This is a genomic window from Streptococcus pseudoporcinus LQ 940-04, from assembly GCF_000188035.1.
Lineage (GTDB): Bacteria > Bacillota > Bacilli > Lactobacillales > Streptococcaceae > Streptococcus > Streptococcus pseudoporcinus.
Genome location: NZ_AEUY02000005.1, coordinates 171,004 through 196,742, shown reverse-complemented (window position 1 = coordinate 196,742; position 25,739 = coordinate 171,004). Strand labels below are relative to the sequence as shown.

General features: G+C 37.4%; 25 protein-coding genes and 1 other annotated feature. Of the genes, 24 read left to right on the top strand and 1 reads right to left on the bottom strand.

Annotation, left to right across the window (positions count from 1 at the left end; all coding sequences use genetic code 11):
- Positions 1-7 precede the first annotated feature (7 nt).
- The 9 genes from STRPS_RS02345 to STRPS_RS02305 all read left to right on the top strand — a co-directional run bounded on the left by STRPS_RS02345 (position 8) and on the right by STRPS_RS02305 (position 10,731).
- Complete coding sequence (locus STRPS_RS02345; protein WP_007894029.1) at positions 8-1,486, top strand: sugar ABC transporter ATP-binding protein; 1,479 nt, start codon at positions 8-10, stop codon at positions 1,484-1,486.
- Positions 1,487-1,488: 2 nt separating this feature from the next.
- Entirely contained in the window at positions 1,489-2,433 is a 945-nt protein-coding gene (locus tag STRPS_RS02340) for an ABC transporter permease subunit (RefSeq protein ID WP_007893994.1), read from the top strand.
- 40 nt (positions 2,434-2,473) lie between these two features.
- The gene (locus STRPS_RS02335) at positions 2,474-3,442 is read left to right on the top strand and encodes a substrate-binding domain-containing protein (protein ID WP_007893986.1); all 969 of its coding nucleotides are present in this window, start codon (positions 2,474-2,476) and stop codon (positions 3,440-3,442) included.
- A gap of 167 nt (positions 3,443-3,609) precedes the next feature.
- Positions 3,610-4,962 carry a bifunctional metallophosphatase/5'-nucleotidase gene (locus STRPS_RS02330; protein ID WP_007893983.1) on the top strand — a complete coding sequence of 451 codons (1,353 nt, stop codon included), beginning with the start codon at positions 3,610-3,612 and terminating at the stop codon, positions 4,960-4,962.
- Positions 4,959-5,573 carry a YutD family protein gene (locus tag STRPS_RS02325; protein WP_007893989.1) on the top strand — a complete coding sequence of 205 codons (615 nt, stop codon included), beginning with the start codon at positions 4,959-4,961 and terminating at the stop codon, positions 5,571-5,573. Before STRPS_RS02330 ends, STRPS_RS02325 begins: the two co-directional genes overlap by 4 nt.
- Positions 5,574-5,576: 3 nt before the next feature.
- Positions 5,577-6,662: a dual-specificity RNA methyltransferase RlmN gene (gene rlmN, locus STRPS_RS02320; RefSeq protein WP_007894005.1), complete on the top strand. Its 1,086-nt coding sequence runs from the start codon at positions 5,577-5,579 to the stop codon at positions 6,660-6,662.
- Positions 6,663-7,172, top strand: a complete 510-nt coding sequence (locus STRPS_RS02315; RefSeq protein ID WP_037598890.1) for a VanZ family protein — start codon at positions 6,663-6,665, stop codon at positions 7,170-7,172.
- A gap of 78 nt (positions 7,173-7,250) precedes the next feature.
- On the top strand, positions 7,251-8,993 hold the full coding sequence (locus tag STRPS_RS02310) for an ABC transporter ATP-binding protein (protein WP_007894002.1): 1,743 nt from the start codon (positions 7,251-7,253) through the stop codon (positions 8,991-8,993).
- Positions 8,986-10,731: an ABC transporter ATP-binding protein gene (locus STRPS_RS02305; protein ID WP_007894020.1), complete on the top strand. Its 1,746-nt coding sequence runs from the start codon at positions 8,986-8,988 to the stop codon at positions 10,729-10,731. The genes STRPS_RS02310 and STRPS_RS02305 overlap by 8 nt, the downstream gene beginning before the upstream one ends.
- Positions 10,732-10,766: 35 nt before the next feature.
- On the opposite strand, the gene STRPS_RS02300 is transcribed toward STRPS_RS02305, so the two are convergent.
- Positions 10,767-11,414, bottom strand: a complete 648-nt coding sequence (locus STRPS_RS02300) for a prepilin peptidase (protein WP_007894031.1) — start codon at positions 11,412-11,414, stop codon at positions 10,767-10,769.
- Between the two features lie 103 nt (positions 11,415-11,517).
- Here STRPS_RS02300 and STRPS_RS02295 point away from each other — a divergent pair, with 103 nt between their 5' ends.
- The 15 genes from STRPS_RS02295 to STRPS_RS02225 all read left to right on the top strand — a co-directional run bounded on the left by STRPS_RS02295 (position 11,518) and on the right by STRPS_RS02225 (position 25,512).
- Complete coding sequence (locus tag STRPS_RS02295) at positions 11,518-11,730, top strand: YqgQ family protein (protein ID WP_007894027.1); 213 nt, start codon at positions 11,518-11,520, stop codon at positions 11,728-11,730.
- Positions 11,727-12,698 carry an ROK family glucokinase gene (locus STRPS_RS02290; protein WP_007893999.1) on the top strand — a complete coding sequence of 324 codons (972 nt, stop codon included), beginning with the start codon at positions 11,727-11,729 and terminating at the stop codon, positions 12,696-12,698. The genes STRPS_RS02295 and STRPS_RS02290 overlap by 4 nt, the downstream gene beginning before the upstream one ends.
- Positions 12,699-12,707: 9 nt before the next feature.
- Positions 12,708-13,088, top strand: a complete 381-nt coding sequence (locus STRPS_RS02285) for a rhodanese-like domain-containing protein (RefSeq protein WP_007893997.1) — start codon at positions 12,708-12,710, stop codon at positions 13,086-13,088.
- Positions 13,089-13,262: 174 nt separating this feature from the next.
- On the top strand, positions 13,263-15,104 hold the full coding sequence (gene typA / locus STRPS_RS02280) for a translational GTPase TypA (protein ID WP_037598889.1): 1,842 nt from the start codon (positions 13,263-13,265) through the stop codon (positions 15,102-15,104).
- 103 nt (positions 15,105-15,207) lie between these two features.
- The gene (locus STRPS_RS02275) at positions 15,208-15,459 is read left to right on the top strand and encodes a DUF3165 family protein (RefSeq protein WP_007894016.1); all 252 of its coding nucleotides are present in this window, start codon (positions 15,208-15,210) and stop codon (positions 15,457-15,459) included.
- 286 nt (positions 15,460-15,745) lie between these two features.
- Entirely contained in the window at positions 15,746-17,104 is a 1,359-nt protein-coding gene (gene murD / locus STRPS_RS02270) for a UDP-N-acetylmuramoyl-L-alanine--D-glutamate ligase (protein WP_037598888.1), read from the top strand.
- Positions 17,104-18,180, top strand: coding sequence for a UDP-N-acetylglucosamine--N-acetylmuramyl-(pentapeptide) pyrophosphoryl-undecaprenol N-acetylglucosamine transferase (locus tag STRPS_RS02265; protein ID WP_007894664.1), 1,077 nt, complete (start codon positions 17,104-17,106; stop codon positions 18,178-18,180). Before murD ends, STRPS_RS02265 begins: the two co-directional genes overlap by 1 nt.
- A complete protein-coding gene (locus STRPS_RS02260) occupies positions 18,181-19,365 on the top strand; it encodes a cell division protein FtsQ/DivIB (protein ID WP_007894747.1) in 1,185 nt (394 codons plus the stop codon). It abuts the gene before it with no gap.
- Positions 19,366-19,607: 242 nt separating this feature from the next.
- A complete protein-coding gene (gene ftsA / locus STRPS_RS02255) occupies positions 19,608-20,975 on the top strand; it encodes a cell division protein FtsA (protein ID WP_007894677.1) in 1,368 nt (455 codons plus the stop codon).
- A 53-nt stretch (positions 20,976-21,028) separates the two neighbouring features.
- The gene (gene ftsZ, locus STRPS_RS02250; protein WP_007894790.1) at positions 21,029-22,348 is read left to right on the top strand and encodes a cell division protein FtsZ; all 1,320 of its coding nucleotides are present in this window, start codon (positions 21,029-21,031) and stop codon (positions 22,346-22,348) included.
- Positions 22,349-22,356: 8 nt separating this feature from the next.
- A complete protein-coding gene (locus tag STRPS_RS02245; protein ID WP_007894652.1) occupies positions 22,357-23,028 on the top strand; it encodes a YggS family pyridoxal phosphate-dependent enzyme in 672 nt (223 codons plus the stop codon).
- A gap of 11 nt (positions 23,029-23,039) precedes the next feature.
- Positions 23,040-23,690: a cell division protein SepF gene (locus STRPS_RS02240; RefSeq protein ID WP_007894738.1), complete on the top strand. Its 651-nt coding sequence runs from the start codon at positions 23,040-23,042 to the stop codon at positions 23,688-23,690.
- 2 nt (positions 23,691-23,692) lie between these two features.
- On the top strand, positions 23,693-23,950 hold the full coding sequence (locus tag STRPS_RS02235) for a YggT family protein (protein WP_037598986.1): 258 nt from the start codon (positions 23,693-23,695) through the stop codon (positions 23,948-23,950).
- Entirely contained in the window at positions 23,947-24,735 is a 789-nt protein-coding gene (locus STRPS_RS02230; protein WP_007894731.1) for a YlmH family RNA-binding protein, read from the top strand. The genes STRPS_RS02235 and STRPS_RS02230 overlap by 4 nt, the downstream gene beginning before the upstream one ends.
- 9 nt (positions 24,736-24,744) lie before the next feature.
- Complete coding sequence (locus STRPS_RS02225; RefSeq protein WP_037598887.1) at positions 24,745-25,512, top strand: DivIVA domain-containing protein; 768 nt, start codon at positions 24,745-24,747, stop codon at positions 25,510-25,512.
- Positions 25,499-25,714 (top strand) — a binding site (T-box leader). Its footprint overlaps the gene before it by 14 nt.
- Positions 25,715-25,739: the final 25 nt, after the last annotated feature.

Genomic DNA, 25,739 nt, shown 5'->3' with positions numbered 1-25,739 from the left:
TCTCATCATGAAAATTGAAATGAGGGATATTTCCAAATCATTTGGAAATAATAAGGTTTTAGAAAAAATCAATTTAGTTATTGAATCGGGTCAGATTCATGCTCTAATGGGTGAAAACGGGGCTGGGAAATCAACTTTAATGAATATTTTGACCGGGTTATTTCCTGCAACATCAGGTCACATTTTAATTGATCATCACGAAAAAACCTTTGCTAACCCACAGGAGGCAGAAAAGTTTGGAATTTCCTTTATTCATCAAGAAATGAATACTTGGTCAGAAATGACAGTTTTAGAAAACCTTTTTCTTGGTCGAGAGTTAAAAACAAAACTGGGCCTTTTAGACCAAAAAGCCATGCGGAAAAAAGCAAATGAAGCGTTTGGACGTCTAGGTGTCAAGGTTCCGCTGAACAAGGCTATTGGTCAATTATCTGTTGGCCAACAACAAATGATTGAAATTGCCAAATGTTTATTGACAAAAGCATCAATTCTTATTATGGATGAGCCGACGGCTGCTTTGACAGACCATGAAACGGAAAATCTCTTCCGAGTTATTAGAAGTCTAAAGCAAGAAGGTGTAGGTATTATTTACATCTCTCACCGAATGGAAGAAATTTTTAAAATTACAGATTTAGTAACTGTTATGCGAGATGGTATCGTCGTTGATACAGTGGAAACAGTTAAAACCAATCCCCATGAGCTCGTACGTAAGATGGTTGGACGCGAACTTAATGATTTTTATCCAGAAAAAAATGCTGAAATTGGAGACATTGCCTTTGAAGTTAAAAATCTAAATAGTCAAACCTTTAAAAATATTTCCTTTGCTGTTAGAAAAGGAGAGATTCTTGGCTTCTCAGGTTTGATGGGAGCAGGACGAACAGAGGTTATGCGTAGCATCTTTGGCTTGGATAAAAAAGAATCAGGTACTCTCTGGATTGACGGTCAAGAAGTGACGATCAATAATCCAGCCCAAGCCATTGCAAAAGGAATTGGATTTCTGACAGAGGATCGTAAAGATGAAGGCTTAATCCTTGATTTTTCGATAAAAGATAACATGACTTTGCCAAGTTCTAAGGAATTTGTTAAAAATGGGTTATTTGATGAAAAAACAAGTCGCACCTTCAGTCAACAATTGATTGACCGTTTCCGAATTAAATCTGGTAGTCCACAATTACCAGTTGGAAACTTATCAGGTGGAAATCAGCAAAAGGTTGTCCTAGCTAAGTGGATTGGAATTGCTCCTAAAGTCTTGATTTTAGATGAGCCAACACGAGGTGTTGATGTGGGCGCTAAAAGAGAAATCTATCAACTCATGAATGAACTTGCTGAAAGAGGCGTTCCTATTATCATGGTGTCTTCTGATTTACCAGAAGTTTTAGGAGTCAGTGATCGCATTATCGTCATGCATGAGGGTCGTATCACTGGGGAACTAACCAAAGAAGAGGCAAGTCAAGAAAAAGTCATGCAACTAGCAACAGGAGGAGAATAAGGGTGAAAAAAGTAATGAATTATATATCAGAGTTGACGACTCTGGTAGCGCTAGTAGGATTAATGATTGTGATTACGGTGATTAATCCCAACTTTTTAACAACAAATAATTTGCTTAACTTATTGTTGCAAGTCACTGCCAATGGCTTTATTGCCTTTGGGATGACCTTTGTCATCTTAACAGGGGGTATTGATTTGTCAGTTGGGTCAATATTAGCCCTTTCGAGTGCTCTGACTGCAGGTATGATAGCAAAAGGGATTCCCGTTGGGATAGCTGTTCTTATGGCTCTCTTACTGGGTGGAATCTTTGGCATGTTGAATGGTATATTCATCTCTTATGGGAAATTAGCCCCCTTTATTGTAAGTCTAGCAACAATGACCATTTTTAGGGGAGCAACGCTCGTTTATACTAACGGGAATCCAATTACAGGTGGCTTATCAGATAGCTTTCTCTTCCAGTTTATTGGTCAAGGTTACCTCTTTGGGATACCATTTCCCGTAGTACTGATGTTTCTAATTTTTCTTATCTTGTATGTTCTTTTACATAAAACTGCTTTTGGGAAATCTGTATACGCGCTGGGAGGGAATGAAAAAGCAGCGTATATCTCAGGCGTTAAGCTCAATAAAGTAAAACTTATTATTTATACCATTTCGGGTATGATGGCTGCTATGTCAGGTTTAATTATTACGTCACGTTTAAGTTCTGCTCAACCTACCGCAGGAACCAGTTATGAGATGGATGCCATTGCGGCTGTTGTCTTGGGGGGAACGTCATTGTCAGGCGGTAAGGGTCGCCTTATTGGAACCTTAATTGGGGCACTAATTATCGGGGTACTTAATAATGGTTTAAATATTATTGGTGTTTCAGCCTTTTGGCAGCAGGTAGTAAAAGGTGTTGTTATTCTGATAGCAGTCTTACTTGACCGCTTCAAAGTAGCAAAGGCTTAGCTATTATAAAAAAGAACAAAAAAATAAAAAGGAGTTTCACATGAAATTTGGAAAAAAACTTGGCTTTTTAGTCCTATTATTATCAATGGTTCTCGTATTAGGAGCTTGTGGAAAAACAGGGTTAGGGACTTCTTCCGACTCAAGTTCAAAAGCAGTTACAAAAAAAGCAGCTAAAGATTTAAAACTAGGTGTCTCCATCTCTACAACTAATAATCCCTACTTTGTTGCTATGAAAGATGGTATTGATAAGTATGCGGGAAGTAAAAAAGTTAGCATTAAAGTAGCGGATGCTCAAGATGATGCGGCTCGCCAAGCAGATGATATTCAAAACTTTATTAGCCAAAATGTTGATGCAATTCTGATTAACCCAGTTGATTCAAAAGCTGTTGTTACCTCAATTAAAGCTGCTAACTCTGCGAATATCCCTGTTATTTTAATTGACCGCGGCAGTGAAGGTGGCAAAGTTCTCACCACGGTTGCTTCTGATAACGTAGAAGCTGGGAAAATGGCTGCTGAATTTATTGTTAAAGAGTTAGGCGAAAAAGCAAAAGCCTTCGAACTTTCAGGTGTGCCGGGTGCTTCAGCAACTGTAGACCGTGGTAATGGTTTCAATAAAGTTGCTAAAGAAAAATTAGATATTTTATCTAGTCAATCAGCAAATTTTGACCGCGCTAAAGCATTGAATACAGCCCAAAATATGATTCAAGGTCATAAGGATGTTCAAGTTATTTTTGCACAAAATGATGAAATGGCTCTAGGTGCGGCACAAGCCGTTAAATCTGCTAACTTAAAAAATGTGGTCATTGTGGGAATTGATGGTCAGCCGGATGCCCATGAAGCCATTAAAAAAGGTGATTTAACAGCGACAATTGCCCAGCAACCCGCAAAAATGGGTGAAATTGCAATCCAAGCAGCTATTGATCACTACCAAGGCAAAAAAGTTGCAGCAAAAACAGTATCACCAATCTATTTAGTAACTAAAGATAAGGTTGATAAATACAACTGGTAATTTTTGGAAAGGAGCATTGGAGTGCTCCTTTTTACTTTAGCTCTTAAAAAAGGCAAAGCCTTAGAGGAAATCAAAAGTCAGAAAACAAAGAAGAAACATGCTATACTAGGATTAGTTTAAGACGAAAGGTCTGCAAAACGGATTAGAAGAGACAAAAAGGTATTTCTATGGTAGAATCCATTCGAATCTTACATCTGAATGATTTACACTCTCATTTTGAAGCCTACCCTAAAATAGAGCATTTTTTTGCTGAGGCATCAAAAACAAGCGACGAAGTCATCAAGGTTGATATTGGTGATAATATTGACTTAAGTCATCCTTTAACAGAAGCTACACAAGGTAAAGCAAATGTCCAGTTAATGAATCGACTGGGGATACAATATGCTACTATTGGAAATAACGAAGGGATTGGCTTAAGTAAAGATTCACTTAATCAGGTTTATGATGAGGCGAATTTCACGATTATTCTGGGTAATGTGACAGATGAGCAAGGCATACCCAGCTGGGCTAAGCCTTATCATATTTATCAAACAAAGGCAGGGACCAAACTGGCATTCTTAGCTTATACTTTTCCCTATTATAAAACCTATCAACCCAATGGTTGGCAGGTTGAAGATCCTATTGAGAGCCTAAAAAGAGATTTAGAGATTCCGGAAGTAGCATCAGCGGATATTCGTATTTTGCTTAGTCACTTGGGGATTCGGACTGATGAGACTATTACCAAAGAAGTGACTGGTCTTGATTTAATAATTGGAGCTCATACGCATCACGTTTTTGAAGAGGGAGTCTGTTTGAATGGCACTTACATGGCGGCAGCTGGTAAATATGGACAGTATGTAGGTGACATTAATCTTAGTATTGATAATCGCAAGATCTCTGCTATTGAAATGATTGCCCATGAAACCAGTCATTTTGCTAGTCAGAAAAAAGATCAAGGCTTTATTAAGGGCCTCAGCAAGGAGGGTAAGAGGCTTCTGGAACAAAGGCAAATTTGCAAAATGAGCCACCATTTGAATTATGAAGAGTCCCTTGCCTTGGTCATGTCGGCGATGAAAGATTATGCTAAGGCAGAAGCTTGCATTATCAATTCAGGTCTCGTGTTGCAAGCCTTTGATAGCTCTCTAACAGCAGAGCAGCTACATGCAGCCTTGCCTCATCAAATGCGCTTAATTAGACTACAATTAAATGGTGAAAGCTTCCAAAGAATTTGCCATGATATTTACAGCAAAGAAGCATTATTGAAAAATCAGGAAATAAGAGGTATGGGCTTTCGAGGGGAATGCTTTGGGCGACTATATAGTGATGGCTTTACTTACAAAAATGAAAAAATAGTGTATAATGGTAAAGTTATGGGTAAGTCGGACAATATTAGTCTGGTCCTAGTGGATCACTATTATTTTGCTTCTTATTTTCCAACTGTAAAGGAATCAGAAGTAGAATTATTGTTTCCAGATTTACTGAGAGAAGTTGTTGAAAAGTACCTCATAAAAAATGAGAGATATAGGAAAGGAGCCCGATGAAAAAAGAGATTTCCCCTGAAATGTACAATTACAACAAATTTCCAGGGCCAGAATTCATTGCTTTTGACAAAATAGTCAAAAGCGATCAGTTGGAATTTTTCCTCATAGAGAATGAGAAAGATGCCTTTAATGCAACAGCATTTAGTCAGCGTTTTACAGAGATTTTACTTAAATATGACTATATTGTTGGTGATTGGGGTAATGAACAGTTGCGGTTGAAAGGTTTTTATAAGGATTCCAATGAGGTAAAAAAATCTAATCGGATTTCACGACTAGAAGATTACATTAAAGAATTTTGTAATTTTGGTTGTGCTTATTTTGTTTTGGAAAACAGTCAACCAGTTGAGATTAAGTTTGAGGAGGAAAGAAGCCCTCGTCGTCGAAAAAATCATCGTTCAAATAATCGGAAAAGAAGGCAAGTGAAAGAAAATGTCAACGCTAGACCGAAACCTAAAGAAAAAGGTCTTGAAAAAGAAAAAACGTTTCAAAAAGTATCAGGCCGAAAACGTAAAGACTCTGCTAAAAAACCTTCAAAGAAAAATGATTCTAAACAGACCAGAGTGCGCGAAGCTTCTAATGACCATTTTATTATCAGAAAGAAGGATAAGTAATCCATGAAACCATCAATTTATAGCTTAACCCGTGATGAACTCATAGATTGGGCAATTGCAAATGGGCAAAAGAAATTTAGAGCGACTCAAATTTGGGATTGGCTCTATAAGAAGCGTGTTCAATCTTTTGAAGAGATGACCAATATCTCTAAAGATTTTATTGCACTCTTAAATGAAAAATTCTGCCTCAATCCTCTAAAACAACGGATTGTTCAAGAGTCTGCTGATGGGACTGTCAAATACCTCTTTGAGTTACCAGATGGCATGCTAATTGAAACTGTTCTTATGCGTCAACACTACGGACATTCAGTTTGTGTGACAACTCAGGTTGGCTGTAATATTGGCTGTACTTTCTGCGCTAGTGGCTTGATAAAGAAACAAAGAGATCTGAATAGTGGTGAAATTACAGCACAAATTATGCTCGTTCAAAAATACTTTGACGAGCGTGGACAAGATGAGCGTGTCAGCCATGTCGTTGTTATGGGTATCGGGGAACCTTTTGACAACTATAAGAATGTCATGACCTTCCTAAGGACCATAAATGATGATAACGGCCTAGCAATTGGTGCGCGTCATATCACAGTATCAACTTCTGGTTTGGCGCACAAGATTCGGGACTTCGCGAATGAAGGTGTTCAAGTTAACCTAGCAGTATCATTACATGCACCAAATAATGAGTTACGCTCAAGCATCATGCGTATCAATCGTTCATTTCCGCTGGAAAAACTTTTTACTGCTATTGAATACTATATTGAAACCACCAACCGTCGGGTTACTTTCGAATACATTATGTTAAATGAGGTAAATGATGGCGTTGAACAAGCAAAAGAACTAGCTGATTTAACGAAGAATATCCGTAAATTATCCTATGTCAATCTTATTCCATATAATCCAGTGTCAGAGCATGATCAGTATAGTCGAAGTCCAAAGGAACGTGTTGAAGCTTTTTATGATATCTTAAAAAAGAATGGTGTCAACTGTGTTGTTAGGCAAGAACACGGTACTGATATTGATGCTGCATGTGGGCAACTACGGTCAAATACAATGAAAAAGGATCGCCAAAAAGCAGCGGCGAAAGTAGAAAAATAGATGCCTTGGATTAACAACCCTCTTCGGTTATCTAAACCATTGCTTTATACTATTGAGACACTTCTAATACTCTACGCCATTGCAGTTGCTATCATGTGCTTCACCCCTAGCCCAGGACTATTTAGTGGAATGGAGACACCTAATATGTTATATATTGGTCGCTTACGTCTCCTTTTGGTGCCTTTTAATTCTATTGTTGGATTAAACCAAGTAACCTCTCTTAACCAAGCCATCTGGATTTTTTGTCAAAATGCTTTAAACATTTTATTACTTTACCCTTTGGTTCTTTTTATCCATCTTCTTTCAAGTAAATGGCATAGTTATGGAAAAAGCCTTCTGTTGGGATTTAGTATAAGTTTGTTTATTGAAAGCAGTCAATTGTTCTTGGACCTGCTCATTAATGCTAATCGTGTTTTCGAGATTGATGATTTATGGACAAATACATTAGGAGCCTTACTGGCTTACCTCACCTACCTTTTGATATGTAAACAAATGATCAAAAGAGGTTGAAATCTCTCCGGCTGGGAGAGACTTTTTTTAACTAATCATTATGAAATTGAGTGACAATTTAAATTTGAAAGGAAAGATATGTCAATTATCAAGCATTTATGGTGGTTCTTTAAACAAGAAAAGTTGCCCTATCTTATGGGGGTTCTTGCCCTGAGTGTGGTAGCTTTTCTAAATTTGATACCACCTAAAATAATGGGACTCGTTATTGATGGGATTACAAGTGGGCATCTGACCAAAAACCAATTGCTATGGCAACTCTTGTGGTTAATTCTTTCAGCGCTAGCCATGTATTTTTTGCGTTATATATGGCGCATCTGCATTTTTGGGACTTCTTATCGACTTGGACGCATTATGCGATTTCGACTCTTTGAACATTTTACTCAAATGTCCCCATCATTCTATCAAAAATACCGAACTGGTGATCTCATGGCTCATGCTACTAATGACATTAATTCCTTGACTCGCCTTGCAGGTGGAGGAGTAATGTCAGCTGTAGATGCATCAATTACAGCCATTGTAACCTTGATGACTATGTTTTTAAGTATTTCTTGGCAGATGACCCTAATTGCTGTACTCCCTTTACCATTAATGGCTTATGCTACTAGTCGTTTAGGACGCAAAACGCATAAAGCTTTCGGCGAATCGCAAGCCGCCTTCTCTGATCTTAATAATAAAGTTCAAGAAAGTGTATCAGGAATAAAGGTCACCAAATCTTTTGGCTACCAGAACCAGGAGCTAGCAGCTTTTCAAGCCATTAATCAAAAGACTTTCCAAAAAAATATTAAAACAATGACTTATGATGTCATGTTTGATCCTTTGGTATTGTTATTCATAGGTGCTTCCTATGTCCTTACTCTTTTAGTTGGGGCTTATATGATAAAAGGAAATCAAGTCACCATAGGGAGTCTGGTCACATTTATCACCTATTTAGATATGCTAGTTTGGCCACTGATGGCCGTTGGCTTTTTATTTAATATGATTCAAAGAGGGTCGGTTTCTTATGATAGAATTAGCACTCTATTGGATCAAAAATCTGATGTTCAAAATCCTAAACACCCAGTAAAGGAAATTGCTAACGGGACTTTAATCTATAATATTGAGGCCTTTCAGTATGAGAATGAAACAACCCTGAAAGATATTCACTTTGTCCTTGAAAAAGGTCAAACTCTAGGGCTTGTTGGCCAAACAGGGTCAGGTAAAACAAGCCTAATCAAGTTATTGTTGAGAGAATACAATGTAACTGAGGGTTCAATCTCATTGAATGGCCATAACATAGAAGATTATCGCCTAGAAGATATGCGTCGTTTGATTGGCTATGTCCCTCAAGATCAGTTCCTTTTTGCTACGACGATCTTAGAGAATGTTCGTTTTGGCAACACGGGTTTATCAAAAGAGCAAGTAGTTGCAGCAACTAGGCTATCTCAAGTTTATGACGATGTTATGGACATGCCAGAGGGCTTTGATACTCTTATTGGAGAAAAGGGAGTTTCTCTTTCTGGTGGACAAAAGCAACGCTTAGCCATGAGTCGAGCCATGGTTTTAGATCCAGAAATTCTAATTTTAGATGATTCCCTATCGGCAGTTGATGCTAGAACTGAGCATGCCATTATTGAAAACTTGAAAGAAACAAGACGTCATAAGACAACTATTATAACGGCTCATCGTTTGAGTGCAGTAGTTCATGCAGATCTCATTTTAGTTATGAAAAATGGCCGTATTATAGAGCGTGGTAGGCATGAGGAGTTAATCCAAAAAAATGGCTGGTATGCTAAGACCTACATTTCGCAACAAATGGAAATGGAGGGTCAAGACAATGTCTAATGATAATCAATGGCAGGTTTTTAAAAGGTTGTTATCTTATTTAAAACCCTATAAATGGATTACTGTACTGGCTCTTGGACTCTTACTTTTAACAACAGTGATTAAAAGTCTTATCCCATTGGTGGCCTCTTATTTTATTGATCATTATTTAGAGGCTATTAATCAGTCGGCTTTTGTGATATTGATTGGTTACTACGGCCTTTACCTCCTTCAAAGTTTCATTCAATATTTTGGGAACCTCTTTTTTGCTAAAGTTTCTTACAGTATTGTCCGTGATATTCGTCGAGATGCTTTTGCAAATATGGAAAAACTTGGGATGGCTTATTTTGATAAGACCCCAGCAGGCTCAATTGTTTCCCGTATCACAAATGATACTGAGGCGGTAAGCGATATGTTTTCAGGATTATTGTCTAGCTTTGTTTCAGCTATTTTTATCTTTACTGTTACTCTCTACACAATGTTGATGCTTGATGCTAAGTTAACAGCTTTAGTTGCAATTTTTTTACCCTTTATCTTTATTCTTGTGAATTTATACCGGAAAAAATCGGTCAAGGTAATTGCGAAAACGAGGAGTTTACTTTCAGATATTAATACGAAGCTGGCAGAAAGTATCGAAGGTATTCGTATTATTCAAGCTTTTGGTCAGGAAGAGCGTTTGAAAGCTGAATTTGAGTTGATTAATGAAGAACATGTCGCCTATGCTAATAAATCAGTTGCCTTGGATAGTATTTTCTTGCGACCTGCTATGTCACTGTTGAAATTATTGGCCTATGCAGTTCTAATGACTTATTTTGGCTTTAAAGGGCTAAATGGAGGGCTAACAGCTGGTATTATGTATGCTTTTATCCAGTATGTTAATAGGCTTTTTGATCCTTTAATTGAGGTTACACAAAACTTTTCCACCCTTCAAACTTCTATGGTATCGGCAGCAAGGGTTTTTAAGCTTATTGATGAGATCGCTTATGAACCATCACAAGAGACAAGTCTTGAAAAAGTTGAGCAAGGTAATATCGAATTTAAACAGGTCTCATTTTCTTATGATGGTCAACATAAGGTTTTAAATAAGATTTCCTTTAAAGTTAACAAGGGAGAAACCATTGCTTTTGTTGGAGCAACAGGGTCAGGGAAATCTTCTATTATTAACATTTTTATGCGCTTTTATGAATTTTTTGAAGGACAAATTTTAATTGATGGGCAGGATATTAGAAAATATAGTCCCAGCGCATTACGGAAAGCTGTAGGACTAGTTCTCCAAGAGCCATTTCTTTATCATGGAACCATTGCCTCGAATATCAGAATGTATCAAGATATTAGTGATCAAGCTGTTCAAGAAGCTGCTGAGTTTGTTGATGCTGATGATTTCATTGATAAATTGCCAGAAAAATATCAAGCTCCCGTTACAGAACGTGGTTCTAGCTTTTCTACGGGGCAGCGACAACTTTTAGCATTTGCACGTACCGTCGCTAGTCAGCCTAAAATATTGATTCTTGATGAGGCAACAGCAAATATTGATTCTGCTACGGAGCAAATTGTTCAGAATTCCTTGGCAAAAATGCGTAAAGGTCGAACAACTATTGCTATTGCGCATCGCTTGTCAACCGTTCAAGATGCTAATTGCATCTACGTGCTTGATAAAGGAACTATCATTGAAAATGGTAGTCACGAGGAACTCTTGAGTAAAAAGGGGGCTTACTATAGAATGTATCAATTACAAGCTGGGATGATGACCAATAACTAAACGAAAATTGAGTCTAGGATATAAATCCTAGGCTTTTAAGTTATCAGTGTAATCATCAACAAAGCTATAGTCAAAAAAGGAATAAAGGGAATTGATTTCTGAGATGTGAAATGACAATGAAGCATTCCAAGGAGACTAGCTCCCTGAATAATCCATAAAAGAGTTGATAAAGGGTAAGCTAAGGCTAAAAGGGAGAGATAAAAGAGGTCTCCACTACCAATGGACTGGGGGAAGAGGATTGCCAATAGGGCTAAAGTGAGAAAAATACAGGATAAAAGATTAAACCCCAAAATCATTACTGTCGTGGTATAAGCTATCAGCCAAAAGAGCATTGGGTAGGATCTTGATTTGATATCAAAAAGGGAAAGAAGAATAGAAAAAGAAATAAGGGTTAAATCTGTCAGGCTGAAGATACCTTTTAAGGCATAAAAGACAAATAAGAGTCCATATAGGACTTCAAGAATGATGTAAAGGGGATTGATAGGGACTTTACAAAAACGACAGCGACAGGCGCTAACTATAAAGGATAAAACTGGTACCAAGTCTTTAAAGCCAAGTTGATTCTGACAGTTCGAACAATGGCTCGGTGGCCAAAGAATAGACTTTTCAGGAAACCTATCGAGCACTAGTCCAGCAAAGGAGCCTAAACTTGCTCCAAGGAAAAAATAAAGTAATATGGTCATACCTATTTATTCGAAAAAATAGTGAAAAATTGAAAAGAAAAAGAGGAAAGCGATTGCTTAATCTTCTTGAAAAAAATCTGTTAATTTGCTAGAATCTACTTATATGAAAACCTTATACGATGTGCAACAGTTATTGAAAAATTTTGGTATTTATATTTATATTGGTAAGCGACTTTATGATATCGAAATGATGAAAATTGAACTAAAACGACTTTATGATAATGGTTTAATGGACAAAAAGGATTACCTAAATGCTGAACTGATTTTGCGACGTGAGCATAGACTAGAATTAGAAAAAGAAGGACAGGAAAAATGAGTCAAAAATTAATTGGTATTGATCTAGGTGGAACAACAATCAAATTTGGAATTTTAACCCTAGAAGGTGAAGTTCAAGAAAAGTGGGCTATTGAGACAAACACTTTAGAAGATGGAAAACATATTGTCCCTGATATCGTTGCCTCTTTAAAGCATCGTCTTGCCCTTTATGGTCTAAGTAAAGACGATTTTGTTGGGATTGGCATGGGCTCTCCTGGAGCAGTTGATCGTGATCACAATACGGTTACTGGCGCTTTTAATCTTAACTGGAAAGACCGACAAGAAGTAGGGTCCATTATTGAAAAAGAGCTAGGCATTCCTTTTGCTATTGACAATGATGCCAACGTTGCTGCCCTTGGTGAACGCTGGGTGGGTGCAGGTGATAATAATCCTGATGTTGTTTTTGTGACTCTGGGAACTGGTGTCGGAGGAGGAATCATTGCTGATGGCAATCTTATTCACGGTGTTGCTGGTGCTGGAGGTGAAATTGGTCACATGATTGTAGAACCTGAAAATGGTTTCGCGTGCACTTGTGGTTCATATGGCTGTTTAGAGACAGTGGCTTCAGCAACAGGTGTTGTTAAGGTAGCACGCTTACTAGCTGAGTCTTACGAAGGTGATTCAGCGATTAAAGCTGCTATTGATAATGGTGAAGTGGTAACAAGTAAAGACATTTTCATGGCGGCAGAAGCTAGTGATTCCTTTGCCGATTCAGTTGTTGAAAAAGTCAGCTTTTACCTAGGACTTGCCACTGCAAATATTTCCAATATTCTTAATCCTGATTCAGTTGTTATTGGTGGGGGAGTATCGGCAGCAGGTGAGTTTTTACGCTCACGTATTGAGAAGTATTTCTTAACTTTTGCTTTTCCACAAGTTAAAACGTCAACAAAAATTAAAATTGCTGAATTGGGCAATGATGCTGGTATCATTGGAGCTGCAAGCTTAGCTAACCAATTAGCTAGTAAATAGGAGGAGAAGATGTCGTTAGTTACAATTTTAGGATGGTTAATATTAGTTGGAACGGTTCTTTATTTTACTTGGAATTATTTTACTTTTAAGCGAATGGCTAAGCAGATTGATAATGACACCTTTAGAGAGATGATGTATTATAGCCAAATTATTGACTTGCGAGATCCAGTAACTTTTAGAAAACGCCATATTTTAGGGGCACGTAATTTTCCTAGACAGCAATTTGACGCTTCCATTAAATCATTGCGACATGATAAACCGATTTTAATTTACGAAAATGTCACAAACCGTTTTGCTCCAAGTGCTATTCGTAAGCTGAAAAAAGCAGGATACACTAATCTTTATCTTTTAAAAGATGGTTTTGATTACTGGGATGGAAAAACAAAATAAGGGAGAAAGTGAGTAGGTTGTCTACTTACTTTTTTGGTATTTTGGCACTTGAGCTTTTTCATGGAAAAATCAAAAGCTGAACTGAAAACATTTACAACAAGACAATTTCTGTTTTTTCACTTAATTTGTGTTATACTTGTTTAGTTAAAAAATATTATGCTACAAGAGGAAAAAATGACAGAACTAAGAAACGATATCCGTAACGTTGCTATCATCGCTCACGTTGACCACGGAAAAACAACACTTGTTGATGAATTGCTGAAACAATCACACACACTTGATGAACGTAAAGAACTTCAAGAGCGTGCAATGGATTCAAACGATATTGAAAAAGAACGCGGTATCACCATTCTGGCTAAAAATACAGCTGTTGCCTATAATGATGTTCGTATTAATATTATGGACACCCCTGGTCACGCGGACTTCGGTGGTGAAGTTGAACGTATCATGAAAATGGTTGACGGAGTCGTTCTTGTCGTTGATGCCTATGAAGGAACAATGCCTCAAACGCGTTTTGTTTTGAAAAAAGCCTTAGAACAAGATTTGGTTCCTATTGTAGTTGTTAATAAAATTGATAAACCTTCTGCTCGACCAGCGGAAGTTGTAGATGAAGTATTGGAACTTTTCATTGAACTTGGTGCAGATGATGAACAGTTGGAATTTCCAGTTGTTTATGCATCAGCAATTAATGGAACATCGTCACTTTCTGATGACCCTGCTGATCAAGAACACACTATGGCACCAATCTTTGATACAATTATTGATCATATTCCAGCGCCAGTTGATAATTCTGACGAGCCCCTACAATTCCAAGTATCATTGTTAGACTATAATGATTTTGTTGGTCGTATTGGTATTGGTCGTGTTTTCCGTGGTACTATCAAAGTTGGTGATAACGTTACCCTATCTAAATTAGATGGCTCTACGAAGAATTTCCGTGTTACAAAACTCTTTGGATTCTTTGGTTTAGAGCGTCGTGAAATTGAAGAAGCAAAAGCTGGTGATCTGATTGCTGTTTCAGGTATGGAAGATATCTTTGTTGGAGAAACAATTACTCCTACAAATGCTATTGAACCATTACCAATTCTCCGTATCGACGAACCAACTCTTCAAATGACTTTCTTGGTTAACAATTCACCTTTTGCTGGTCGCGAAGGTAAATGGGTGACGTCACGTAAGATTGAAGAACGTTTACAAGCAGAATTACAAACTGACGTTTCACTCCGTATCGATCCAACTGATTCACCTGATAAATGGACAGTTTCTGGTCGTGGTGAGCTTCATTTGGCTATTCTTATTGAAACAATGCGCCGTGAAGGCTATGAATTACAAGTATCCCGTCCGGAAGTTATTATTAAAGAAATTGATGGCGTTAAATGTGAACCATTTGAGCGTGTGCAAATTGATACACCAGAAGAATACCAAGGGGCAATTATTCAATCACTCTCAGAACGTAAAGGTGATATGTTAGATATGCAAATGGTTGGAAACGGTCAAACACGCTTGATCTTCTTAATTCCTGCACGGGGTTTGATTGGTTATTCTACTGAGTTTCTTTCAATGACTCGTGGTTATGGGATTATGAACCATACTTTTGACCAGTATTTACCAGTCGTGGGTGGTGAAATTGGAGGACGTCATCGTGGTGCCCTTGTTTCGATTGATCAAGGAAAAGCAACTACCTACTCTATTATGCGGGTGGAAGAACGTGGAACAATCTTTGTTAATCCTGGAACCGAAGTTTATGAAGGAATGATTATCGGAGAACATTCTCGTGATAATGACCTAGGTGTCAATATTACCACTGCAAAACAGATGACCAATGTTCGTTCAGCTAATAAAGACCAAACATCTGTTATTAAAACACCTCGTATCTTGACTTTAGAAGAATCATTAGAATTTCTTAACGATGATGAGTATATGGAAGTCACTCCAGAGTCTATTCGTCTTCGTAAGCAAATTCTTAATAAAGCAGCGCGTGACAAAGCAAATAAAAAGAAAAAGTCTGCTGAATAAATATGGCCATTAACATTATTAAAGATTTTTAAAAAGTCAATCTTTTTAAAAGTCTTTTTCTATCCCAGATACCATTAGATATTAATTAGAAAAGAGGATAGCCTTGTTCTACTTAATTATTGCTATATTAATTGTTTCCTATTATATTTTTATGGCACCAAAAAGTATCAAAAACACCTTGTCAATGATAGGTTTGGTCGCCTTGGTAGCACTTTTAATTGTATTAGCTGGAATGAGCTTGATTAAAATACTAGAATCGCCCCCTGAAATATTCGTTGTAATAGCTATGATTGCAGTAAGTTTTTTTGCATTACGTGATATTTTACGGATGCCAACTAAGAATAAAAATGATTAAAGGAGGCTGGGACAAAAGTCTAAGCTCAAATATAAAAAGCGAACAAGACAGTATTCTGAGTATCAGAAAATGAGTTTTGTTCGCTTTTTGGGTTTCATTTATCAATTGGAAAAATTAATGGCAGGGAATCTCAAAAATTAATATCTTTTTGTCCCAGACTCTTTTTTAGCAAGATAACAATACTTTAGTCACTGGCTTTTACCCATTATCGGACGGGCTGTGCCTTGAAAAAGCTAGAAAATAAAGGTAAAATGATAAAGTGTTAGAATGGATAGAGTGTGAAAAAATGAAAAAAATAACAAATTTCGAAAATAAAAAAGTACTTGTTCTTGGATTAGCTAAATCAGGTGAAGCGGCAGCACGTTTGTTGACGAAACTGGGTGCTTTAGTGACCGTTAATGACGGAAAAGCATTTGAAGAAAACCCTGCTGCTCAAGCCCTTTTGGAGCTTGGAATTAAGGTGGTTTGTGGTAGCCACCCGCTAGCCTTATTAGATGAAGACTTCGAGTTGATGATTAAGAATCCAGGGATACCTTATTCAAATCCTATGGTTGAAAAGGCTCTTGCTAAGGGAATTCCTGTCTTAACTGAAGTTGAATTAGCTTACTTAGTATCTGAAGCACCTATTATTGCTATTACAGGTTCTAATGGCAAAACTACGACCACCACAATGATTGCAGATGTCTTAAACCATGGCGGTCAATCAGCTCTTTTATCTGGGAATATTGGCTATCCTGCTTCTGAAGTTGTGCTAAAGGCTGAGCCTAAGGATAGACTTGTGATGGAATTATCTTCATTTCAATTGATGGGGGTTGATGCCTTCCATCCGCATATAGCTTTAATCACTAATCTAATACCCACACACATTGACTACCATGGAAGTTTAGAAAATTATGTGGCAGCTAAATGGAATATCCAACAACGGATGACTAATGAAGACTATGTCATTTTAAATGCTGATCAAGAATTAACACGTGTACTAGCCTCAAAAACCCAAGCAAAGGTCCTTTATTTCTCGACTAAAAAAGAAGTTGAGGGTGCTTATTTACAAGGCGATAAACTCTATTATAACGGTGAATTTATTATGGAGGCTTCAAGTATTGGAGTGCCAGGACTACATAACGTAGAAAATGCTTTAGCAACAATTGTGGTGGCTAAGCTGTCTAATATCGCAAATCACGTTATTGTGGATACTTTGAAGCATTTTGGTGGGGTTAAACACCGTCTTCAATATGCGGGACAATTACACGATATTACCTTTTACAATGACAGTAAATCAACAAATATATTAGCTTGTCAGAAGGCACTTTCAGGTTTTGACAAAGAAAATCTTATCTTAATTGCTGGTGGGCTTGACCGTGGAAACAGCTTTGATGAACTGGTACCAGATATCAAAGGAATCAAAAAGATGATTCTTATAGGTGAAACTGCTGGGAAAATGGAGCTAGCAGCGGACACGGCGGGAGTTTCTCATAGCAATGCTAAAGATGTGGCTGAAGCGACAAGAATTGCCTTTAAGGAAGCTCTTGCTGGGGATATTATTTTACTTAGCCCTGCTAATGCAAGCTGGGATATGTATCCTAATTTCGAAGTCCGTGGGGATGAGTTTTTGAAGACCATTGAAGATCTAAAAGGAGAGTTCTAATGGTTAAAAGAATTATTTTTACAGGTGGGGGAACGGTTGGTCACGTCACCCTAAACCTTATCTTAATGCCTTATTTTATTCAAGATGGTTGGGAAGTTCATTATATTGGGGATAAAAAGGGGATTGAATACAAAGAGCTGCAAAAGTCGGGCTTAGAGGTCACTTTTCACGGGATTAAAACTGGAAAATTACGACGTTATTTTTCTTGGCAGAATCTCATTGACGTTTTCAAAGTTGCTATTGGGCTCTTACAATCACTTGCAATCATCTTAAAGGTGAGGCCAAAAGCTCTCTTTTCAAAAGGTGGCTTTGTCTCTGTACCACCCGTTATCGCTGCTAAGTTATTAGGACGTCCTGTTTACATACATGAGTCAGATATTTCTATGGGGCTAGCCAATAAAATTGCTTCAAAGTTTGCAACAAGGATGTACACAACCTTTGAACCAGAAAATCATCTTAAGAACGCTAAACAAATTGGAGCTGTCACAAAAGTTAGTGAGCTTCAGGCGTGTTACTCTGACGAATGTGAAAAAATTAAAGCGCATTTTGATCCGTCGCTTAAAACACTCTTGTTTGTAGGTGGTTCTGCTGGAGCTAAGGTCTTTAATCAGATGATTAGTCAGACATCAGCTTTGACCGACTATTTCAATGTTATCAATATTAGTGGTGATGCCTCTTTGAACACAATTGAAAAGAATCTTTATCGAATAGACTACGTCACAGATTTTTATCAACCTTTAATGTCATTAGCAGATGTTGTCATTACACGGGGTGGCTCCAATACACTTTTTGAACTCCTAGCGATGCGAAAACTTCACTTGATTGTACCTTTGGGGAAAGAAGCAAGTCGTGGAGACCAAATAGAGAATGCTGACTATTTTGTTAAAAAGGGATATTCTCGTCAAATCAAGGAAAGCGACCTCAGTTTAGAAAAATTAAGACAGGAGGTTGCTTACTTGGTGTCGCATCGAGACTCTTTTATGAAGGCCATGTCAACATCGCAAGAAATCACACCTCCCGATAGATTTTATGAGATGTTAGTGACTGACCTTAGCTCAAAAATTAAGGAAGACTAAATGGTGAAAAAGAAAAAAACGAATCCTGAAAAAGAGCCTCTTGTTTTGACGGAATGGCAAAAGCGAAATATTGAATTTTTAGAAAAAAAGAAAAGTCAAGCTGAGGAGGAACGTAAGCTTAAAGAAAAGTTAGCTAGTGAAAAAAAAGCCCGATTACAATCAAAAAATAGTGACGAAGAAATAGACGCTGATGACAAGTCAGATACTGATAGCGAAATCGGTACTGATAGTGAGGTAGATGAAGAGAAGGTCAAAGAAGAAGTAAAACCCAAAGTAAAAAAGGAAAAAACCAAAAGACAAAAAGCATTAATTAAGGCACTACCTGTTCTTTTAACGAGTTTTTTGATTTTGATTGCTTCAATTTTTTTCTTGTCGCCTTATAGCAAATTAAAAACATTCGCTTCAAAGGGTAACGACCATACTAGCTTAGTAGAACTTGTCAGTCAAAGTCAAATTAAACCATCAGAATATTTTTTATCGGTATTCTTTTCATCGGCAAAGCACGCTAATGCTATTAAGACTAGCAATCCTTGGGTTAAAGATGTTGCTATTCATTATCAGCTTCCAAACCATTTTGTATTTGATGTTAAAGAATATCGTATTATTGCTTATGCTCAAGTTGACAATGGATTTCAGCCGATTCTTGAAAATGGCCGTCGTGTTACAATTGTTAATAAAAGTCAGTTACCTAAAAATTTTTTAATTATCAACTTAACTCAGGAAAAAGATATTCAACATTTAGTTGCAACTTTGGCAAAATTACCAGAAGGTTTAGTTAAAATGATTAAATCTGTTTCCTTAGCCAACTCCACTTCAACAGCGGACTTACTAACCATTGAAATGCAGGACGGAAATACAATCAGAGTCCCACAATCCCAATTATTGAAAAAAATGCCTTACTATCTTAAAATTCAGAAAAATTTAGAGGCTAAATCTATTGTTGACATGGAAGTAGGTATCTATTCGACAACGAGTGACATTGAGGCTAAAGAGACAGAAGTTAAGGAAGAGAAAAAGGATAATCCTAAACAAAAAACAGAACCTTCTGATGGGACAAATACTAATGATCAAACAAGTTCGTCAACAGACCAAACAGTTAACTCTACAAATACATCCCAACCTTCTGAAACTCAGCCTACGGCAAGTTCCAGTTCGGAGGCAGTAGCTCATGTGCCAGCTCAGTAAAATACAGTTTGTATTTACTTTCGGAAGGAGCATAGAAATCACCTGTAAATTGTCATGAAAACAGCCATGAAAGCAGATTTTCAGTAATCTGATTAAATTGACAAAAAAGATTAAGTTTATATAACAAAATGCGTAAAATAATAACATTTTACGTTTTTTTATGGTATAATATCCACTGAATAATTCTGTTTTTAACAGATTTTAGAATAGTAAAAGTTTGGAAAGATAGCGAGGTCAAGTGAATGGCTAGAAATGGCTTTTTTACTGGTTTGGATATAGGAACTAGCTCGATTAAAGTACTTGTTGCAGAGTTTATTTCAGGTGAAATGAATGTTATCGGTGTTAGCAATGTCCCTAGTACAGGCGTAAAAGATGGAATAATTATTGATATTGAAGCTGCTGCAGTAGCCATTAAAACAGCAGTTGAACAAGCAGAAGAAAAAGCAGGAATGGCTATTGATAAGATTAATGTCGGTCTTCCGGCAAATCTTCTACAAATTGAACCTACGCAAGGTATGATCCCAGTACCAAGCGAATCAAAAGAAATAAAAGATGAAGATGTCGATAGTGTTGTTAAATCTGCTTTAACTAAAAGTATTACGCCTGAACGTGAAGTCATTTCTCTAGTTCCAGAGGAATTCATTGTAGATGGTTTCCAAGGAATTCGTGATCCACGTGGCATGATGGGGATTCGCTTAGAGATGCGCGGGTTAATTTATACAGGTCCAAGTACGATCTTGCACAATTTGCGTAAAACAGTTGAACGTGCGGGGATTAAAGTTGAAAATATCATTATCACTCCTCTTGCAATGGCTAGATCAGTTTTAAATGAAGGTGAACGTGAATTTGGTGCGACTGTTATTGATATGGGTGGTGGTCAAACTACGGTTGCCTCAATGCGCGCTCAAGAATTGCAATATACTAATATCTACTCTGAGGGTGGAGACTATATTACTAAGGATATCTCAAAAGTCTTAAAAACCTCTATGTCTATTGCTGAAGCTTTGAAATTCAACTTCGGTCAAGCGAATGTTAACGAAGCCAGTTTGACTGAAACGGTTAATGTGGACGTTGTAGGCAGTGATGAGCCTGTGGAGGTCACTGAACGTTATCTATCTGAAATTATCTCAGCGCGTATCCGTCACATTTTAGATCGCGTTAAACAAGATTTAGACCGTGGCCGTCTTTTAGAATTGCCTGGTGGGATTGTGCTAATTGGTGGCGGAGCAATTGTTCCAGGAGTTGTTGACATCGCTCAAGAAATCTTTGGGACTAATGTTAAGCTATACGTTCCTAATCAAGTTGGTATTCGTAATCCAATGTTTGCTAATGTCATTAGTTTAGTCGAATATGTTGGTAAAATGTCAGAAGTTGATGTTTTAGCACAAGGCGCCGTTACTGGCGAAGAATTGTTGCGTAGAAAACCAATTGATTTTAATGGTCAAGAGCCTTATATACCACCTTATAATGAGTCTAGAAATGCGCAGACAGCTCATTATAGTAGTTCGCAACAAGATGCACCCGTTGATTTTGACAAACAAGCATCAGCTGAGTCCAAACCTGGCTTAGGGGAACGGGTTCGTGGTATTTTTGGAAGTATGTTTGACTAGTTATTTTATAAAATAACGGTGTTTAAAAGATAGTAATAAAGTGAGGATAAAAAATGGCATTTTCATTCGATACAGCATCAATTCAAGGTGCTATCATTAAAGTAATCGGTGTTGGAGGCGGCGGCGGTAACGCTATCAATCGTATGATTGATGAAGGTGTTGCTGGTGTTGAATTCATCGCTGCTAATACTGATATTCAGGCCTTAAGCTCATCTAAGGCTGAAACAGTAATCCAGTTAGGACCTAAGTTAACGCGCGGTCTAGGTGCGGGAGGACAACCCGAGGTAGGTCGTAAGGCTGCAGAAGAAAGTGAAGAGACACTGACAGAAGCACTGACTGGTGCTGATATGGTTTTCATCACAGCCGGTATGGGAGGTGGATCTGGTACGGGTGCTGCACCAGTAATTGCTCGAATTGCTAAAAGTCTAGGTGCTTTAACCGTAGCAGTTGTTACTCGTCCATTCGGATTTGAAGGAAATAAACGTGGCAATTTTGCTATTGAAGGTATTCAGGAATTGCGTGAGCAAGTTGATACACTACTCATTATTTCCAACAATAATTTGCTTGAAATTGTTGATAAGAAAACGCCATTATTAGAGGCTCTTAGTGAAGCTGATAATGTTTTACGACAAGGTGTTCAAGGTATTACAGATTTAATTACTAGTCCAGGGTTAATCAATTTAGACTTTGCTGATGTTAAAACAGTGATGGCTAACAAAGGAAATGCTTTGATGGGAATTGGTATTGGAACTGGGGAAGAACGCATTGTTGAAGCGGCTCGCAAAGCCATCTACTCACCGTTATTGGAAACAACAATAGATGGTGCTGAGGATGTTATTGTTAATGTTACTGGTGGCCTTGATATGACCTTGACAGAAGCTGAGGAAGCTTCCGAGATTGTCGGACAAGCTGCTGGGAATGGTGTTAACATTTGGTTAGGAACATCTATTGATGACAGCATGAATGACGAGATTAGAGTGACAGTAGTTGCTACAGGCGTCCGTCAGGATAAAGCCGAACAGGTTTCTGGTTTCCGCTCTCAACCTCGCACTTTTAATCAAGGAAGTGCTCAAAAAGCTGGCGCTCAATATGCAAGTGACCAAACACATCAAGCTGCTCAGCCAAGTTTTGAACGTCAGACAAATTTTGATATGGCAGAAACGCGCGATATGCCAAGATCACATTCTAATAGCCCCAAAGTAAATCAAAACCAAAATCAAGGTTCAGCCTTTGGGAACTGGGACTTGAGACGTGATAATATTGAGCGACCTACTGAAAGTGAGCTTGATAAACAGTTAAATATGTCAACGTTCGCAGTTAATGAGTCCGATGATGATGAATTGGAAACACCACCATTCTTTAAAAATCGTTAAACTAATCAATGAATCTCGAAAAAAATAAAAAAAGTATTTTTGAACAGGTCCATAAAGCATGTGTTGCAGCTAATCGTTTAGAGGAAAATGTAAAGGTAGTAGCTGTTACCAAACATGTAGATATTTCTACTGCCAGTGCTTTACTTGATATTGGAATAAAGCATCTCGCAGAAAATCGTGTGGATAAATTTTTAGAAAAATACGAGGCTCTAAAGGATAGAGATGTCACCTGGCATCTCATTGGCAGTCTTCAAAGACGTAAAGTAAAAGATGTGATTAATCATGTTGACTACTTTCATGCTTTGGACTCCCTAAACTTGGCTAAAGAAATTCAAAAGCGAGCTGCTCATCCTATTAATTGCTTTTTGCAAGTTAATATTTCTGGTGAAGAGAGTAAACATGGTTTCTCTCCTGATGAAGTGAATTTAGTTCTTCCACAGATTGCTGAGTTGGACAAGATTCGTTTAGTGGGTTTGATGACTATAGCTCCACTAGATGCAGACTCAGAAACCATTCATAACATTTTTGAACAAGCCGCACAGTTAAGACAAGAATTGCAACGACAGGACAGAAAGAATATGCCCTTTACGGAGTTAAGCATGGGGATGAGTAATGATTATGAAATCGCTATTCAGCACGGTGCAACTTTTGTGCGTATTGGAACTTCTTTCTTTAAGTAATGGAGAAAAAGATGGCATTTAAGGATACAATTAATAAAGTGGTATCTTATTTTGATACTGATGACGTCAGTGAAGTGGAAGAAGATGCTCCAGTTCAGCAAGTAGAGGAGCAACAGAGTCAAAGACCACCGCAAACTGCTCGTCAGAGCTCGCAACAGCAGGTAGTTAATAAAAGCAACCAGTCTGTCAATCGACCAGTTCAACCTAGTCGCAATTATAAGGTAGAGCAACAACAGCCTCTTCCAAACTACCAACCACAAGCACGGCCCAATTCCTCAGATATATCAGAACGCAGACAAACTCAATATGGTTCGGGATCACATGTAAAAAAACAAGATGACTTATCAGAGGGCTCAAGAGTTGAACAAGCAAGAATTGCTTTGAAGTATCCCAAAAAGTATGAAGATGCTCAAGAAATTGTTGATTTACTGATTGGAAATGAATGTGTCTTGATAGATTTTCAATATATGTTGGATGCGCAAGCAAGACGTTGCTTAGATTTTATTGATGGTGCTAGTAAAGTTTTATATGGTTCACTACAAAAAGTTGGTTCGTCAATGTATCTATTGACCCCTTCTAATGTATCTGTTAATATTGAAGATATGAATATTCCAAATAGTAACCAAGATTTTGGTTATGATTTTGATATGAAGAGACGTTAATGATGATAGTCATTCTAGTTATCGTTCTCAATTTGATTAAGGTTTATTCATACCTTTTGCTTGGTTATGCCTTACTATCTTGGTTCCCAGGCGCTTATGATACTTGGTTAGGCCGTTTCGTTTGTCAACTAGTTGAACCTATTTTACAGCCATTTCGAAAATTACCACTACAGTTTGCGGGTATTGATTTTACAGTTTTCGTGGTTATGATTGCGCTCAATTTTTTAAGTAATTTTTTAATAAGACTATTGGTAGGATGACAACAAAAGATTTTAAACAACATTTTCATCCAAGTGAGACCCCCTTTATTGAAAAAATACAAGATATTATTCAGCGAGTTGAAGATTCTTATTCTTTTTATCTAACTGAATTTTTGAATCCAAGGCAAGTTGAAATACTTAAAATAGTAGTTGCAAGTTCCGATTGCCATTGCTTTTCATCAAGTGATTTTTATCATACCGAATATGGACGTGTCATTATTGCACCAGATTATTATCAGTTAAATGAAGGTGATTTTGAACTTGCAGTTGTTGATATAAGCTATAATGCTAAATTTAACACTATAAAGCATGCTCAAATATTGGGAACTTTTATTCATGAATTAGGTATCCAAAGGAGTTTATTAGGTGATATTTTAGTAGCACCTGGACATGCTCAAGTAATGACAACAAAATCAATGCTTTCTTATGCCATAACAAATATTTCAAAAATTGCTAGGGCTAGTGTGACTTTGAAAGAGGTTTCGTTAGAAAACCTTATTCAGACTAATGTTGGTGAGGAACACTTGGAATTGCTTTTTTCGAGTTTAAGACTGGATGTCTTGATTGCTAACGTCTTTAAGTTATCAAGAAGTCAAGCCATCAAATTAGTCGAGTCTGAAAAAGTAAAAATCAATTACCGAATTTCAAGGAAAGCTTCTGACTTACTTGGAATTGGTGACTTGATTAGTGTGAGAGGCTTTGGAAGATTTCAACTTTTAGAGGATAATGGTTTAACCAAAAAGGGAAAGTACAAACTTACAATAAGCAAAACAATGCAAAAATAAGGAGATACAATGGCACTTACAGCACTTGAAATTAAAGATAAAACATTTAAAACAAAATTACGCGGTTATAGTGAAGAAGAAGTAAATGAATTTTTAGACATCGTTGTTGATGATTATGAAGCTCTTGTTAAGAAAAATCGTGAGCAAGAAGCGAAAATCAAAACACTTGAAGAAAAATTAGCTTATTTCGATGAAATGAAAGAATCACTAAGTCAGTCAGTTATTCTTGCCCAAGAAACTGCTGAAAAAGTAAAGGCTTCTGCTAACGCTGAGGCAAGTAACTTGGTAAGTAAGGCTAATTATGATGCACAGCATCTCTTAGATGAGTCCAAAGCAAAAGCTAATCAGATGCTGCGTGATGCTACTGATGAAGCAAAACGAGTTGCAGTTGAAACTGAAGAATTGAAACGTCAGACACGTGTTTTCCACCAGCGTTTAATTTCATCTATTGAGTCTCAATTAAGTTTATCAAATTCCCCAGAATGGGATGAGTTATTGCAACCCACAGCTATTTACCTTCAAAATTCAGATGCCGCTTTCAAAGAAGTTGTTAAAGAAGTTCTTGACGAAGATATTCCAGAAACAAATGATAGTGCGTCCTTTGATGCAACTCGTCAATTTTCTCCAGAAGAAATGGCTGAACTCCAACGACGAGTTGATGAAAGTAATAAAGAGCTTGAATCTTCTGAGTTTGCAAAAAATGATCATTCTGATTATTCAGATTCAGTCATCAACCTTAATGAAACACAAACTTTTAAATTAAATATTGAAGATTAAGAAAGACACGATTATTTAGTCAATAGTTACAGCAAGCAGATGATGATGAGAGATCTGCATTCCCTTGATTAATAATTATCATTTTCGATCTTTCTAACTGAAATCTAGTAAGTTAGGAGGTGGGCTCACCTTACGAGTAAAGAGGGAATGGTGCTTTGCACTATTCTGAACTAAGGTGGTACCACGAGCTTTCGTCCTTTGGATAGATGAAGGCTTTTTTATTTTTA

Bases quoted from the DNA above. Each gene is read 5' to 3' on its own strand.
- STRPS_RS02325 (WP_007893989.1), top strand. From the start codon at position 4,959: ATGAAAAAAGAGATTTCCCCTGAAATGTACAATTACAACAAATTTCCA.
- ftsZ (WP_007894790.1), top strand. From the start codon at position 21,029: ATGGCATTTTCATTCGATACAGCATCAATTCAAGGTGCTATCATTAAA.
- STRPS_RS02260 (WP_007894747.1), top strand. From the start codon at position 18,181: ATGGTGAAAAAGAAAAAAACGAATCCTGAAAAAGAGCCTCTTGTTTTG.
- STRPS_RS02225 (WP_037598887.1), top strand. From the start codon at position 24,745: ATGGCACTTACAGCACTTGAAATTAAAGATAAAACATTTAAAACAAAA.
- STRPS_RS02335 (WP_007893986.1), top strand. From the start codon at position 2,474: ATGAAATTTGGAAAAAAACTTGGCTTTTTAGTCCTATTATTATCAATG.
- STRPS_RS02290 (WP_007893999.1), top strand. From the start codon at position 11,727: ATGAGTCAAAAATTAATTGGTATTGATCTAGGTGGAACAACAATCAAA.
- STRPS_RS02305 (WP_007894020.1), top strand. From the start codon at position 8,986: ATGTCTAATGATAATCAATGGCAGGTTTTTAAAAGGTTGTTATCTTAT.
- rlmN (WP_007894005.1), top strand. From the start codon at position 5,577: ATGAAACCATCAATTTATAGCTTAACCCGTGATGAACTCATAGATTGG.
- STRPS_RS02235 (WP_037598986.1), top strand. From the start codon at position 23,693: ATGATAGTCATTCTAGTTATCGTTCTCAATTTGATTAAGGTTTATTCA.
- STRPS_RS02230 (WP_007894731.1), top strand. From the start codon at position 23,947: ATGACAACAAAAGATTTTAAACAACATTTTCATCCAAGTGAGACCCCC.
- STRPS_RS02310 (WP_007894002.1), top strand. From the start codon at position 7,251: ATGTCAATTATCAAGCATTTATGGTGGTTCTTTAAACAAGAAAAGTTG.
- STRPS_RS02300 (WP_007894031.1), bottom strand. From the start codon at position 11,414: ATGACCATATTACTTTATTTTTTCCTTGGAGCAAGTTTAGGCTCCTTT.
- STRPS_RS02315 (WP_037598890.1), top strand. From the start codon at position 6,663: ATGCCTTGGATTAACAACCCTCTTCGGTTATCTAAACCATTGCTTTAT.
- STRPS_RS02345 (WP_007894029.1), top strand. From the start codon at position 8: ATGAAAATTGAAATGAGGGATATTTCCAAATCATTTGGAAATAATAAG.
- murD (WP_037598888.1), top strand. From the start codon at position 15,746: ATGAAAAAAATAACAAATTTCGAAAATAAAAAAGTACTTGTTCTTGGA.
- STRPS_RS02295 (WP_007894027.1), top strand. From the start codon at position 11,518: ATGAAAACCTTATACGATGTGCAACAGTTATTGAAAAATTTTGGTATT.
- STRPS_RS02330 (WP_007893983.1), top strand. From the start codon at position 3,610: ATGGTAGAATCCATTCGAATCTTACATCTGAATGATTTACACTCTCAT.
- STRPS_RS02285 (WP_007893997.1), top strand. From the start codon at position 12,708: ATGTCGTTAGTTACAATTTTAGGATGGTTAATATTAGTTGGAACGGTT.
- ftsA (WP_007894677.1), top strand. From the start codon at position 19,608: ATGGCTAGAAATGGCTTTTTTACTGGTTTGGATATAGGAACTAGCTCG.
- STRPS_RS02265 (WP_007894664.1), top strand. From the start codon at position 17,104: ATGGTTAAAAGAATTATTTTTACAGGTGGGGGAACGGTTGGTCACGTC.
- STRPS_RS02240 (WP_007894738.1), top strand. From the start codon at position 23,040: ATGGCATTTAAGGATACAATTAATAAAGTGGTATCTTATTTTGATACT.
- typA (WP_037598889.1), top strand. From the start codon at position 13,263: ATGACAGAACTAAGAAACGATATCCGTAACGTTGCTATCATCGCTCAC.
- STRPS_RS02245 (WP_007894652.1), top strand. From the start codon at position 22,357: ATGAATCTCGAAAAAAATAAAAAAAGTATTTTTGAACAGGTCCATAAA.